The organism is Sphingomonas sp. 67-41, assembly GCF_001899725.1.
GTDB classification, from domain to species: domain Bacteria; phylum Pseudomonadota; class Alphaproteobacteria; order Sphingomonadales; family Sphingomonadaceae; genus Sphingomonas; species Sphingomonas leidyi.
The window spans coordinates 108295-121753 of sequence record NZ_MKWJ01000008.1; the positions used below are offsets into that span (position 1 = coordinate 108295).

The 13459-nt window shown below is 70.1% G+C and carries 12 protein-coding genes; 7 read left to right on the forward strand and 5 right to left on the reverse strand.

Going from position 1 to position 13459, the window contains the following annotated elements; genetic code table 11:
* The first annotated feature begins 12 nt into the window (after positions 1 to 12).
* The 5 genes from BGP17_RS04420 (at position 13) to BGP17_RS04440 (ending at position 4170) form a co-directional block, all read left to right on the forward strand.
* On the forward strand, positions 13 to 1773 hold the full coding sequence (locus tag BGP17_RS04420) for a TadE/TadG family type IV pilus assembly protein (protein ID WP_286711130.1): 1761 nt from the start codon (positions 13 to 15) through the stop codon (positions 1771 to 1773).
* The gene (locus BGP17_RS04425) at positions 1770 to 2363 is read left to right on the forward strand and encodes a TadE/TadG family type IV pilus assembly protein (protein ID WP_286711131.1); all 594 of its coding nucleotides are present in this window, start codon (positions 1770 to 1772) and stop codon (positions 2361 to 2363) included. The genes BGP17_RS04420 and BGP17_RS04425 overlap by 4 nt, the downstream gene beginning before the upstream one ends.
* Positions 2360 to 3073, forward strand: a complete 714-nt coding sequence (locus BGP17_RS04430) for a TadE/TadG family type IV pilus assembly protein (RefSeq protein WP_167301508.1) — start codon at positions 2360 to 2362, stop codon at positions 3071 to 3073. Before BGP17_RS04425 ends, BGP17_RS04430 begins: the two co-directional genes overlap by 4 nt.
* Positions 3074 to 3148: 75 nt before the next feature.
* The gene (locus BGP17_RS04435) at positions 3149 to 3682 is read left to right on the forward strand and encodes a PH domain-containing protein (protein ID WP_167301509.1); all 534 of its coding nucleotides are present in this window, start codon (positions 3149 to 3151) and stop codon (positions 3680 to 3682) included.
* An 11-nt stretch (positions 3683 to 3693) separates the two neighbouring features.
* Positions 3694 to 4170, forward strand: coding sequence for a protein-tyrosine phosphatase family protein (locus BGP17_RS04440; protein ID WP_286711132.1), 477 nt, complete (start codon positions 3694 to 3696; stop codon positions 4168 to 4170).
* Positions 4171 to 4174: 4 nt separating this feature from the next.
* Here BGP17_RS04440 and BGP17_RS04445 read toward each other — a convergent pair whose 3' ends face one another.
* Complete coding sequence (locus BGP17_RS04445; protein WP_286711133.1) at positions 4175 to 5752, reverse strand: ABC-F family ATP-binding cassette domain-containing protein; 1578 nt, start codon at positions 5750 to 5752, stop codon at positions 4175 to 4177.
* Between the two features lie 148 nt (positions 5753 to 5900).
* On the opposite strand from BGP17_RS04445, the gene BGP17_RS04450 reads away from it, so the two are divergent.
* Positions 5901 to 6362, forward strand: a complete 462-nt coding sequence (locus BGP17_RS04450) for a vgr related protein (protein WP_167301512.1) — start codon at positions 5901 to 5903, stop codon at positions 6360 to 6362.
* Here BGP17_RS04450 and BGP17_RS04455 read toward each other — a convergent pair.
* From BGP17_RS04455 to BGP17_RS04470, 4 genes are all read right to left on the reverse strand, one after another.
* A complete protein-coding gene (locus BGP17_RS04455; RefSeq protein WP_286711134.1) occupies positions 6359 to 7933 on the reverse strand; it encodes a hypothetical protein in 1575 nt (524 codons plus the stop codon). The genes BGP17_RS04450 and BGP17_RS04455 overlap by 4 nt on opposite strands.
* 120 nt (positions 7934 to 8053) lie before the next feature.
* Positions 8054 to 8458 (reverse strand): hypothetical protein, encoded by a 405-nt coding sequence (locus BGP17_RS04460; RefSeq protein ID WP_167301514.1) that lies wholly within the window; start codon positions 8456 to 8458, stop codon positions 8054 to 8056.
* A 71-nt stretch (positions 8459 to 8529) separates the two neighbouring features.
* Positions 8530 to 9975 (reverse strand): hypothetical protein, encoded by a 1446-nt coding sequence (locus BGP17_RS04465; protein WP_286711135.1) that lies wholly within the window; start codon positions 9973 to 9975, stop codon positions 8530 to 8532.
* A 1-nt stretch (position 9976) separates the two neighbouring features.
* A complete protein-coding gene (locus BGP17_RS04470; protein WP_167301516.1) occupies positions 9977 to 10300 on the reverse strand; it encodes a hypothetical protein in 324 nt (107 codons plus the stop codon).
* A gap of 190 nt (positions 10301 to 10490) precedes the next feature.
* On the opposite strand from BGP17_RS04470, the gene uvrA reads away from it, so the two are divergent.
* On the forward strand, positions 10491 to 13439 hold the full coding sequence (uvrA, locus tag BGP17_RS04475) for an excinuclease ABC subunit UvrA (protein ID WP_286711136.1): 2949 nt from the start codon (positions 10491 to 10493) through the stop codon (positions 13437 to 13439).
* Positions 13440 to 13459 lie beyond the last annotated feature (20 nt).

Genomic DNA, 13459 nt, shown 5'->3' on the forward strand with positions numbered 1-13459 from the left:
GCGGAGCGTATCGTGGAGCAGGATCGGCAATGTCCCGCGGGGTTCCTGGCGCGTCTCGCGCGGGATCGCCGCGGCAATACCCTGGCGATGATGGCGGCCATGCTCATCCCGCTGGCCGCCTTTTGCGGCTGCGCGATCGATTCCGCCCGCATGTACGTCGTCAAGACGCGGCTGCAGCAGGCATGCGATGCGGGCGTCCTGGCCGGCCGCAAGTTCATGACCGACACCTCGGCCGGCAACACCACGCTGGACGCGACCGCGACGGCCCAGGCCCAGACCTTCTTCAACAACAATTTTCGCACCGGCTGGTTCAAGACCAGCACCGCCAGCTTCACGCCCAGCAAGACGTCGGACGCGCAGGTCGCCGGCACTGCCCAGGCAGTGGTGCCGATGACGATCCTGTCGATGTTCGGCGTCCCCAGCCAGACGATCAACGTCACCTGCCAGGCGAGCTACGACGTCGGCGACACCGACGTGATCTTCGTGCTCGACACCACCGGCTCGATGGCCTGCCTGCCGCAGGACGACGACAACACCTGCAACAACTATGTCGGCTCGGCCGGCACCACCAGCTATGCCCGCCCCGCCGACGGCGCGGGCAGCGGCAATGACAGCGTCGCCGGCTATCCGGGCAGCACGGCCTATTACGTGCCGGAGAAGAGCGGCTCGCGCATCTCGGCGCTGCGCTCGGCGGTGCTGAACTTCTACGACACGCTCGCCGCCGCGGCCGACCCCTCCACCCATATCCGCTACGGCTTCGTCACCTACACTTCCACCGTGAACGCCGGGAAGGCGATCGTCGCGCTGTCCCCGGCCTATATGGTGGGCGGCACGGGCAGCGCGAACACGCAGTGGAACTATGAATCGCGCAGCCAGACCGGGAACCTGCTCGGCATCCCGATCTGGAAATACCAGCAGCTCAATTTCGACGTGCGCAGCTTCGTCGCCGGCAGCACGGTCACCGATCCGAGCAAGACCACCGGCGCCACCAATCGCTGGACCGGTTGCCTCGAGGAGCGCGCCACCACCGCCGGCACCATGAGCTTCAACACCTCGACGCTGCCGCCCGATCTCGATCCCGACCTCGTGCCCAATTCGAACATCGACACCCAGTGGAAGCCGATGTGGCCCGAGCTCTTCTATGCCCGCAACAATTATTCGAGCACCGCCACCGCCACCTCGACCGGCGACAGCAGCAGCAGCCCGAACATCGGCACCCCCTATTATTACCAGCTCGGCTATGTCTCTTGCGGCAAGCCGGTCTCGCGCCTGGCGGTGATGACGCGGACCCAGGTCTCCAGCTATGTCAACGCCAGCGACTTCCGGCCGATCGGCGGCACCTATCACGACACCGGCATGATCTGGGGCACGCGGCTGCTCTCGCCCACCGGCCTCTTCGCGGCGGACACCGCGTCCTGGCCCGCGCGCCAGGCGCCCAACCGCGTGATCGTGTTCCTCACCGATGGCGACATGGCGCCCAGCACGTCGATCTACGGCATGTACGGCAACGAATATTACGACCGGCGGGTGAGCGGCGGCGACTTCACCAACCTCAAGGCCTATCACAATGCCCGCTTCCTCGCGGAATGCGCCGCGGCCAAGGCGCGCAACATCCAGATCTGGACAGTGACGATCGATTCGAGCGCGACCACCCAGATGCAGTCCTGCGCCACCACCACCAACCAGGCGCTCGCCACCACCACCGGCGCGGGCCTGTCGACGGCCTTCGCCACCATCGCCAAGCAGGTGGCGATGCTGCGGGTGTCGCAATGAGCCGGCGCCCTCTCGCCCGGCTCCGGCGCGACCGGCGCGGCGTCACGGTGGTGGAGTTCGCCTTCGTGCTGCCGGTGATGCTCGTGCTGATGATGGGCATGATGGAGCTGGGCTATCAGGCCTATGTCCAGTCGGTGATCACCGGCGCGGTGCAGAAGGCCGGGCGGGACAGCGGCATCCAGGGCGCCACCCCCGCCTCGATCGACGCGCGCGTGCTGGCCCAGGTCCGGGCGGTGGCGCCCGGCGCCGCCTTCGCCGCCGGCTATCCCGTCCGGCGCAGCTATACCAGCTTCAGCGCCGTCGCGCCCGAGCCGTTCGTCGACACCAACGGCAACGGCGTGCGCGATCCCGGCGAATGCTACACCGACGTCAACGGCAACGGCCAATGGGACGCCGATGCCGGGCGCGCGGGCCAGGGCGGGCCGAACGACGTCACTGTCTACACCGCCGCGATCACCTATGGCCGGCTGTTCCCGGTCACGCGCCTGTTCGGCTGGCCGGGCACCGCCACGCTCAGTGCCACCACCACGCTGATGAACCAGCCCTATGCCACGCAGAACATCCCGTCGCCGGCGACGATCTGCACATGAGCCCGCATCGCGTCCCGGCGCTGCTCCGCCGCTTCGCCGCCGCCAGGTCGGGGCTGGCCATGCTCGAATTCGCCCTCGCCCTTCCGGTCGTGCTGGTGCTCGGCTGCTACGGGGTCGAGACCGCGAACCTCGCGCTCGCCAATCTGCGGGTCAGCCAGCTCACTGCGAGCCTGGCCGACAATGGCTCGCGCATGGGCATGATGAGCACGGCCTCCACCGTCCAGCTGCGCGAGCTGGACATCAACAACGCGCTGCAGGCCGCGCGCCTCCAGGGCAGCGCGCTCGGGATCGGCGCCAACGGCCGGGTGACGCTCTCCAGCCTCGAATATGTCCAGCAGAGCTACGACACCGCGCCGGTGCAGCGCATCCACTGGCAGCGCTGCTTCGGGCTCAAGAGCGGGACCGGCTATGATTCCAGCTACGGCACCGCCAGCGCGACCGCCGGTACCGACGCCACCCAGGCGAATGCCGGCACCGCCAGTGCCGGCATGGGCGATCCGGGCGCCGTCGTCACTGCGCCGAGCGGCTCGGGGCTGATCTTCGTCGAAGTGAATTACGATTATCAGCGCCTGTTCGGCTCCAGCTTCATGGGTCCGGCCAGGCTCCACTATGTCGCATCCTTCATCGTGCGCGACCGGCGCGACTTCTCGCAGCTCTTCAATCCCGCGCCCGCCGCCACCCGCTCGACCTGCGACAAATATACCAGCTGAGCTTTTCGCCCGAGTTGATGTGGCGGCGCCATCCGCTATCCTCCCCTGCCAACACCGCAGGGAAGGCCCGTACGCATGCCGCAAGTCCTGGATCGTTTCCGTTCCTCCACGCTCGGCTGGCTGGTCGGCACGCTCGCCGGCTGGGGCACCTGCTTTCTCTTCCTGCTCGGGCTGGCCGGCACCTTCTATTTCCTCGCCCAGGGCATGCTGGCCGGCGCCGCCTGGGTCGCGCCGCTGCTGCTCGTCGTCGCGATCGTGGTGCTGATCCTCAAATGGTTCGAGAATCTCGGCATCGCCTATGAAGTCACCGAGGATCGGCTGATCCTCCACAAGGGCATTCTCCGAAAGTCGATCGACGAGATCGAGCTCTACCGAGTGAAGGACGTCCGTATCGACTTCTCGATCGTCAACCAGCTGGCGGACATCGGCACGATCAGCATCGCCTCTTCGGACGAGACCACCCGCGACGCCCCGCTGGTGATCCGCGACGTGGCCCAAGCCCGCGCCCGCCGCGAGAAGCTGCGCGAACTGGTCAACACCGCCCGCCGCACCCGCGGCGTGCGCGAGATCGACATGCACGGCGACCCCGCCGAACCGCCGCTGGGCTAGCCGGGCGCGACATGCCCTCGACGCTCTACTGGATCGACACCCCCGACTCGCTCCGGCTCGCGATCATGGCCCGGCCGCGCGCCGACGACTGGCTGGAGGACGAGATCGCGCATTGGCGTGATTCAGGTGTCGGAATTGTCGTCTCGCTTCTGGAGGACGAGGAAGTCGAGGCGTTGGCATTGCAGCGCGAAGCCGGGCTCTGCGCGGACAGCGGCATCGCTTTCCACCGCTTCCCGATCCCCGACCGCGGACTTCCCGACGATACCGGCCAGGCGGTGCGCTTCGCCGCCGAAATCGCGAGCGCAGGCAAGCCGATCGCCATTCATTGCCGCGCGGGAATCGGCCGATCCTCGCTGATGGCGGCAGCGATGCTGGTGGCCGACGGCATGGATCCCGTCGCAGCCCTGACGGCGATCGAGTCAGCGCGCGGCTTGTCCATTCCCGACACCGAGGCCCAGCGCGCCTGGGTATTGGCGCTGGAACGCTGAACGCTCATCGCCCCACCGCGATCTCCCGCCCCGCCCCGATCGCCTCGAGGAACGCGCGGTCGTGGCTCACCACCAGCAGCGCGCCGTCAAAGCCGGCCAGCGCCGCCTCGATCACCTCGATCGATTCCATGTCGAGATGGTTGGTCGGCTCGTCGAGCAGCAGCAGTTGCGGCACTATCTCGCCGCCGAGCACACAGGCCAGCCCGGCGCGCAGCCTTTCGCCGCCGCTGAGATCGCCCGTACGCTTCAGCGCATCCCGGTTGCGGAACGCGAAGCGCGCGCAGGCGGCATGCGCCTCGCGCTCGGTGGCGCCGGGGTGCAGTCGCCGGAAATTGTCGAGCACCGAAGCCCTCGGATCGAGCAGCCCGACATGCTGGTCGAGCATCGCCACCCGCCCCTCGGCCCGCCGCACGGCGCCGCGCTCCGGCGCCAGCACGCCCGCCGCCATCCTGAGCAGGCTCGTCTTGCCCGCGCCGTTGGGGCCGGTCACCGCCACGCGTTCCGGCCCCGTGATCTCGAACCGCCAGGGCCCGAACACCCGCCCCGCCCGTTCCAGCGCCGCGTCCTCGAACGCCAGCAACCGCCGGTTCGCCGGCAGGCCGGTGGCGGGCAAGTCGATGACGAGCGGCGTCACCACCTCCACCCCGGCCCGCGCCGCCGCCAGCCGCGCCTCCGCATCGCCGACCAGCCGCTCGCCGACCCCCGCGCCGCGCCCGGCCGAATTCTCCGCCCGCTCCTTCTGCCGCCCCAGCAGGATCTTCGGCGCCGATCCGCTCGCGGCATAGGCGCGGCCCGCCCGGTCGCGCCGCGCCTGGCGCTCGCGCGCCTGCTGCGCCCCCGCCTCGGCGCCGCGCAGCAAGTCGCCCGCCCGCTCCACTTCGGCCACCGCCCGCGCCCGCTCCGCCGCCCGCGCCGCCGCGAAGCCCGACCATCCACCGCCGAACACGCGCACGCCGCGCGGCGTCAGTTCGACGATCCGGTCCATATGCTCGAGCAGTTCGCGGTCATGGCTGGCGACCAGCACCCCGCCGCGCCACCCGTCCACCAGTGCCGCCACCGCCGCGCGGCCCGCGGCATCGAGATTGTTGGTCGGCTCGTCGAGCAGCAGCAGATCGGGCGCGTCGAGGCGCAGCCGCGCGATCCCCACCCGCGTTCGCTCGCCGCCAGAAAGCGTCGCCACGCGCCGGTCGAGCGCCATCGCGTCCAGCCCGGCCTCGGCAAGCGCGGCGGCCACGCGCTCCTCCAGGGTCCAGTCGGCTTCGGCAAGGTCCTCCGCGCTTCCCTCGCCGGCCAGCACCCGGGCCAGCTGCGCCAGCCCTTCGCGCACGCCGAGCACTTCGTCGACGTGCCACCCGCCCGGCCATTCCTGGCGCAGCACGCCGATGCTGCCGGCGCGCGTGACGTTCCCCGCCACAGGCGGCATTTCGCCCGCGACGATGCGCAGCAAGGTCGATTTGCCCGAGCCGTTGCGCCCCGCCAGCCCGGTGCGTTCCCGCCCGAGCGCCAGCGTCAGATCATCGAAGAGCGGCCTGCCCTCAGGCGTGGCGGCGGAAAGCGAATCCAGGGTTACGAAGCAAGACATGGGACACCTGCGGGCAGGACAAGACGATCGGGCGAACGACGATCGGTTCCTGGCGCATGGCGGCTCACTCCTTGGGAATTCGGGAAGGCGCTATCTGGCGGGCCGGCGCACGGATGACAAGCCCGTCCGCCCGCGCCATCTAGGGCCCATGCCTGCTTCCCGCCCGCTCACCCCCGGCGAAGCCGAGCTCGCCCGCTCGGTGTTCGGCGACGCGCTCGATCCGGCCCGCGCCTTCGTCGCCAATCGCAAATGGGCGTTCTTCCAGCCGCGGAACACCACCATGGCGCCGCTGGGCACGATCCATTTCAATCCCGCATCCGGCCTCTATCGCGAGGATTTCGCCGCCGCGCCGCTCGCGCTGCAGGGGCTGTTCGTCCACGAGCTCGTCCATGTCTGGCAGCACCAGCAGGGCCTGTTCCTGCCGCTGCGGCGCCATCCCTTCTGCCGCTATGGCTATGTGCTCGAGCCCGGCCGCCCCTTCCTGCGCTACGGCATCGAACAGCAAGCGGAAATCGTCCGCCACGCCTTCCTGCTCGGACGCGGCATGGAGCTGCCCGGCGCCGCGCCGCTGAGCAGCTATGCGGCGCTGCTGCCCTTCCGCACCGCCTAGTGCGGCATGTCTTCCGCGGTGATCTTGGGCGGGCGCGGCGACGGAGCCGGACGCGGAGCCGGCGGCGGCGCGCTGGGGCGCGGCGGCGGCGGCGTGTAGTTCGGCCGTGGCGGCGGTGCGCTGCCGGGTGCGGGCGGCGCGGGCCGCTGCCAGCCCCCTTCCGGTCGCGGCGGACGGGGCGGGGCAGGAGTCGCGCCCTCCCCGGCCGCGGGCAGACGCGGTCGGTTCCAGCCGCCCTCCGGCCGGACCGGGCGCGGCGGCGCGGGCGTCGCATTGTCCCCCTCCGCAGGCGGACGCGGCCGGTTCCAGCCGCCCTCGGGCCGGATCGGGCGCGGCGGCACCGGCGTCGCATTGTCCCCATCCGCCGGCGGACGCGGCCGGCTCCAGCCCGGGCGCGACCATGCCGGCGGCGCGGGCGGGTTCTCCGCCCCGGCAGGCGGCGGGACCGGCGCGGGCGACGGCGTCACCACCGGCGGCGGGGACGCCGGGCGCTGCCAGCCGGTGCCGCCGCCCGGCCGGGGCGGGCGCGGGCCGGAATTCGGCGGATTGCCCATATCCGGCCCCGCGCCGGGCGCTCCGGGCGGTGTCGGCATTTCGGGGCGGCCACGCCGCCAGCCGGGCACGCGCGTCCCATCCGGCCCGCCGCTCCAGGGGCGCGTCATCGGCGGGCGGCCCGGGACCGGAGGACCGCCGGGCTCCAGGTTCGGCGTGCCCGGGCGCGGCGGCGGATTGGTTCCCGGCCCGCCGGGGCGGCCTGGCTGGCGCGACCAGCCCCAGCCCGGCTGCGGCGGGCGCCCCGCCCCCGGCCGGCCCGGCTGATGCGGCCCGCGGCCCGGCGGATGGAAACGGCCCGGCGGCGGGCCCTGGAAACCGCCCTCGCGCCAGTGGCGGAAGCGCTCGGCCGCCTCGCGGCGGCGGTGCTGCTCGGCCTCGAGGCGACGGCGCCAGGCGGCGGCGTCGCTGCGGTCGTGATAGCGGTTCCAGCCCGGATAGCGGCTGCGCCCGCTGTCCCAGACCTGGATGAAGCTGAGCAGATAGGGGCTGGCATCGATCCAGGCATCGGTATCGACCGGACGATAGTCGCGCCCCGCCAGCGCCTCGCGCAGCCGCACGGCGCGCGCGTAGAGATCGCCGGCCGCATCGTCATAATCGCCGAACTCGGCCCGGGGCGCCGCCTCGCCATCTGCGTCATAGACCATGGCAAGCCGTCCGCGCACATAGGCGAAGCTCATCCCCGGCTCGACTGCGAGGAACGGCCCGGACGCGCCCGGCGCGAAATAATAGCTGCGGATCCCGCCCGTCCCCGCATCCTCCACGATGATCGTGTAGCCGTCGGTCGTCTGCCAGGCCCAGGGTTCCTGTCCCTCGAAGGCGAAGGCGAAGTCGGGCGGCGCGTCGCCGATCGCGTCCCACAACGCATCGGCCTGGTCGATCCATTGATAGTCGTCGGCCGATTGCGGCGCGGACTGGCCCGTGCCCGGCGCCGCCCCGGCCAGCGCCACGCCGGCGCCGGGCAGCGCGAACGCCGCCCCGGTCAGCATCGTCAGCCGGATCATCCTCTCGAACCGCATCGCCCTGCCCTCCTGTATCGTGCCGCGAGCTTCCGCCCGCGCCGCTGAACGGCGTGTGAAATGCATATGCAGCTTCGCGAAAGGAAGGCCAGGGCGCGGCCCGCCGGCGGCGTGCCCCGGCTACTTCGCGCCCGGGGCCGGCGGGGCCGGATTCTGCGGCGACCTGTAGGTGTCGGGCTGGGTGCATCTGTCGGGGACCATCGCGCCGGTCACCCAGAGTGCGAAGATGCCCGCCGCCACCATCCCCAGCCACACCGGCGCGGCGGCAAGCGCGGCGACCAGCTCGCGCAGGGCATCGGCCAGGTCCTTGATCGGCAGGCCCGTCGTCGTCCCGCCGACAAGCCCGGTGCCGTCGGCCTGGACGATCGGCGCCTTCCACCGCCTATATGCTTCGATCAGCGCATAGAGCGTGCCGGCGGCAAAGCCCGCCGCGAGGAACCATTTCCCCCACGCCGCCGCCGTCGCCGCCGTGATGAGATAGGTTTGGCAGAATTCTCCGAACGGAGTCATGGCCGTCGTCGTCATCTTCATCCTCCCGATCGCGCTTCCGCATCCCACGGAAGCCATGCCAACGCGAAGCACCGGCCGACCACGCCTCAATAGATGAGGCCCAGCCCGATGCTCAGCACATCCTCCTTCTCGTAGGAGAGTTCGTTGCGCCCCTTCGAATAGGCGAAGCCGATATCGACGCCGGCCGTGGTTTCCGTCCAGAAACGGAACTTCACGCTCATGTCGAGCCGCTCGATATGCCCGGGCTTGCCGTCGAGGATCGGCAGGATGCGGTAGTTGACCGATCCGAGCAGCGCAGTCTCGCCGCCGGTGGGCACGAATGCCTCGAACGAGGGCCGCACGCCCAGCGCGACGAAATTGTCATAGTCGCCCCGCTCGATGCGCCCCCGCCGCAGGATGCGCGACGCCTCCAGGTCGATCTGCAGCCGGCAGCGGGTCTTGAGCCAGCCGAGCTTCGCGCCATAGCTCTCCAGCCCGCAAATGCCGATGTCCGCGTCCAGCACCGGCCGGAACAGCATCGCCCCCTTCAGCCGTGCGCCATCCTTGGCGAAATCATAGACGGTCGCCGCCTTGGCATCGACGAACAGCTTCGCCGCGGCGGCGTTCGGCGTCAGCTCGGCGCTGGTCAGGAAGCCGGCCTCGAAGGCATCGGTATCGCCATCGCTTTCCTTCGCACCCGGATCGAGCTTGGGCAGGGGCCGCGTCCGCGAGCGCGACAGGACGTAGCGATCGTAGAGATAGACCGTGTCAGCCGAAGTCGCGGGCGTGATCCGATAGCCGAGAGTCGCGTCGATCCGGAAGTTGCTCACTTTCTTGATCGAGCCATCGTCGAGGATCGTGTTGGTGCGGTCGACGGCGATCGTCGCGGCGCCCGCGGTCTTGCGGTCCTTGCCGGTCAGCGCCAGTTCCTCGGGCTTGGCCCGGATCGCCCAGGCATAGGGCGCCGTCACCTTCTCGGCGGATGCGATATAGCCCGGATCCGGCGTTGCCGGCGGCCGGCAGGTGAACGTCCAGCCGGGCGCTTCCTCGCGGAACAGGAAGCCGCGGCGCGCCGGGTGCGGTGCGATGGCGAAGGCATCGTCCTCGCTCGCCTTTGCCATCAGCCGGGTCTCCAGCTGCTGGATCGCCCCCGCGATCAGATAGGCGTCTTCCGCGGGCTCGGCCGCCCCCATGGCGATGCGTCCCAGCCGGGCGACCACGCCTTCGCGCTCCAGGTCGCGGAAGGCCTGGTCGGGATGCGCGGCTTCCGCGCTGTCCGGATGACGACGCAGCTGCTCGAGGATCCGCCCGATCCGCGCGTCGCGCTGCGCCTCCGCGCCCTGCCAGGCCCAGTCGGCGGGGCGCCTGCCCGCCTCGACCAGCAGCGCCTCTCCGAGCGCCGCCTGATCGATGGCCTGGCCGACCCGGCCCAGGCACGCGCGGGCGATCACCGCGTCGGGCGCGGGAACGTCGCGTGCCCGGGCGGGCGCAGCCGCACCGGCCAGGGCGCCGGCAAGCACGGCAAGGCCGGCGATGCGCGGAGGGCGGACCATGTCAGACCTCCAGCCGCTCGAGCGCACGCACGCTCGCCCGGCGATCGGCCAGCGCGGCGAGATAGCGCTGGAACTCGATCATCGGCTTGTCGAAATGATTGTCCTTCGCCGCCGCCGGCACATTCACCGAGACGCCGCTGGGCAGCAATGCGTTGAAGGCGGCGACGATCCTGCTGGCGGCGGCGCGCCAGCCCGGCGCGGTGAAGCCCCATTCGGGTCCCGAGGGCACGATGCCGTCCCAGGCGTCGCTCTGCTCGGGAAAGCGCTCGGCGACATAGGATTGGATCGCGTCATAGGCGTGCTGGAATGCAAGCGGCGTGGCCATGGTCGGTCTCCCTGATCTGGCGCCACCATGCCGCGTCCCCGTCCCGGCCGCGCGTGACGGCCGTCACGCCGCCGCAACCCGCACCGCCCTTGCCGCGCCCGCCCCGTGGCCCCACATGCGATCTCGCGCGTTGACCTCGCCGGCGTGCTCCCTATAATCGGAACATAACTGGAACAGTCAGGCTTCCCGCATGCTTACCCACATCTCCGTCCGCGGCGCGCGCGAGCACAATCTGAAGGGCGTGGACGTCGACATTCCGCGCGACACGCTCACGGTGATCACGGGTCTTTCGGGCTCGGGCAAATCGAGCCTCGCCTTCGACACCATCTATGCCGAGGGCCAGCGCCGCTATGTCGAGTCGCTGAGCGCCTATGCCCGCCAGTTCCTCGAACTGATGCAGAAGCCCGATGTCGATCATATCGAGGGCCTGAGCCCCGCCATCTCGATCGAGCAGAAGACGACGTCGCGCAACCCGCGCTCGACGGTCGCCACCGTCACCGAGATCTATGATTACATGCGCCTGCTCTGGGCGCGCGTCGGCATTCCCTATTCGCCTGCCACCGGCCTGCCGATCTCGGCGCAGACGGTGAGCCAGATGGTCGATCGCGTCCTGGCGCTGCCCGAGGGCACCCGGCTGCTCCTCCTCGCTCCGGTCGTGCGCGGCCGCAAGGGCGAGTATCGCAAGGAGCTCGCCGAATGGCAGCGCGCCGGTTTCCAGCGCGTCCGCATCGACGGCGAGACCTATCTGATCGAGGAGGCCCCCGCCCTCGACAAGAAATACAAGCACGACATCGAAGTGGTGATCGACCGCCTCGTCGTCCGCGACGATATCGCCACCCGCCTCGCCGAGAGCTTCGAGACCGCGCTCAAGCTCGCGGACGGGCTGGCCTATGTCGACCTGGTGGACGCCAGCGTCGCCGAAGTGACGGGCGCCCGCGTCCAGGAAGCCCGCGCCGAGTTCAACGCCACCGGCGGCAGCCTCAAGGGCGCCGGCATTCCCGACAACCGCATCGTCTTCTCCGAGAAGTTCGCCTGCCCCGTCTCCGGTTTCACCATCCCCGAGATCGAACCCCGCCTCTTCTCGTTCAACGCGCCCCAGGGCGCCTGCCCGGCATGCGACGGCCTGGGCGAGAAGCTGGTGTTCGACGAGGATCTGGTCGTCCCCAATCACGATCTCAGCATCAAGAAGGGCGCGGTCGTCCCCTGGGCCAAGTCCAACCCGCCCAGCCCCTATTACATGCAGGTCCTCGGCAGCCTTGCCCGCGAGTTCGGCTTCAGCCTCGACACGCCCTGGCGCGACCTGCCCGGCGAGGTCCGGCTGATCATCCTCCACGGCACCGGCGGCAAGCCGGTCACCCTCACTTTCGTCGACGGCAAGAAGTCGTACGATGTGAAGAAGCCGTTCGAGGGCGTGATCGGCAACCTCAACCGCCGCATGCTCCAGACCGAATCCGCCTGGATGCGCGAGGAACTGTCGAAGTACCAGGCGGCCCATCCCTGCGAGACCTGCGGCGGCGCCCGCCTCAAGCCCGAGGCGCTGGCGGTCAAGATCGCGGGCGAGGATATCAGCCACGCCACGCGCCTCTCGGTGGTCGACGCACTCGGCTGGTTCAAGGCGCTCCCCGCCACGCTGACCGACCAGCAGCGCGAGATCGCCCGCGCGATCCTGAAGGAGATCGACGAGCGGCTGGGCTTCCTCAACAATGTCGGCCTCGACTATCTCAATCTCGATCGCACCTCGGGCACGCTTTCGGGCGGCGAGAGCCAGCGCATCCGCCTTGCCTCGCAGATCGGCTCCGGCCTGTCCGGCGTGCTCTACGTCCTCGACGAGCCGTCGATCGGCCTGCACCAGCGCGACAACGACATGCTGCTCGCCACGCTGCGCCGGCTGCGCGATCTCGGCAACACCGTGATCGTCGTCGAGCATGACGAGGACGCGATCCGCACCGCCGACTATATCCTCGACATGGGCCCGGGCGCCGGCGTCCATGGCGGCGAGGTCGTCGCGCGCGGCACGCTCGACCAGATCCTGACCGCCACCGGCTCGGTGACCGCCGACTATCTCAACGGCACGCGCGAAGTCCCGGTGCCGACCAAGCGCCGCAAGGGCACGGGCAAGAAGCTCACGGTCGAGAACGCCACCGCCAACAACCTCCGCGGCGTCACCGCATCGATCCCGCTCGGCACGTTCACCTGCATCACCGGCGTCTCGGGCTCGGGCAAGTCGAGCTTCACGATCGACACGCTCTATGCCGCCGCCGCGCGCCAGCTGAACGGCGCCCGCCTGCTCGCCGGCAAGCATGACCGGATCACCGGCCTCCAGCACCTCGACAAGGTGATCGACATCGACCAGTCGCCGATCGGCCGCACCCCGCGCTCGAACCCGGCGACCTATACCGGTGCCTTCACCAGCATCCGCGACTGGTTCGCGGGGCTGCCCGAGGCCCAGGCGCGGGGCTACAAGCCGGGCCGGTTCAGCTTCAACGTCAAGGGCGGCCGCTGCGAGGCGTGCCAGGGCGACGGCGTGCTCAAGATCGAGATGCACTTCCTGCCCGACGTCTATGTCACCTGCGACGTCTGCCACGGCGCGCGATACAATCGCGAGACGCTGGAAGTGAAGTTCAAGGGCCGGAGCATCGCCGAGGTGCTCGACATGACGGTCGAGGACGCAGTCGAGTTCTTCAAGGCCGTCCCGCCGATCCGCGACAAGATGGCGATGCTGGCCGAGGTCGGCCTGGGCTATGTCAAGGTCGGCCAGCAGGCGACGACGCTCTCCGGGGGCGAGGCGCAGCGGGTGAAGCTGGCCAAGGAGCTGGCACGGCGGGCCACCGGCAACACGCTCTACATCCTCGACGAGCCGACCACCGGCCTGCACTTCGAGGACGTCCGCAAGCTGCTCGAAGTGCTCCATGCGCTGGTCGAGCAGGGCAACACCGTGGTGGTGATCGAGCATAATCTCGACGTCATCAAGACGGCGGACTGGATCCTCGACCTGGGTCCCGAAGGCGGCGTCAAGGGCGGCGAGATCGTGGCCCAGGGCACGCCCGAGGACGTGGTGAAGGAACCGCGCAGCTTTACGGGCAGGTATCTGGCGCCGCTGCTTAAGGTGAAGGGGAAGGAGCCAGTGGCCGCGGAGTGACCCAATCCCCCTCTCCCTTC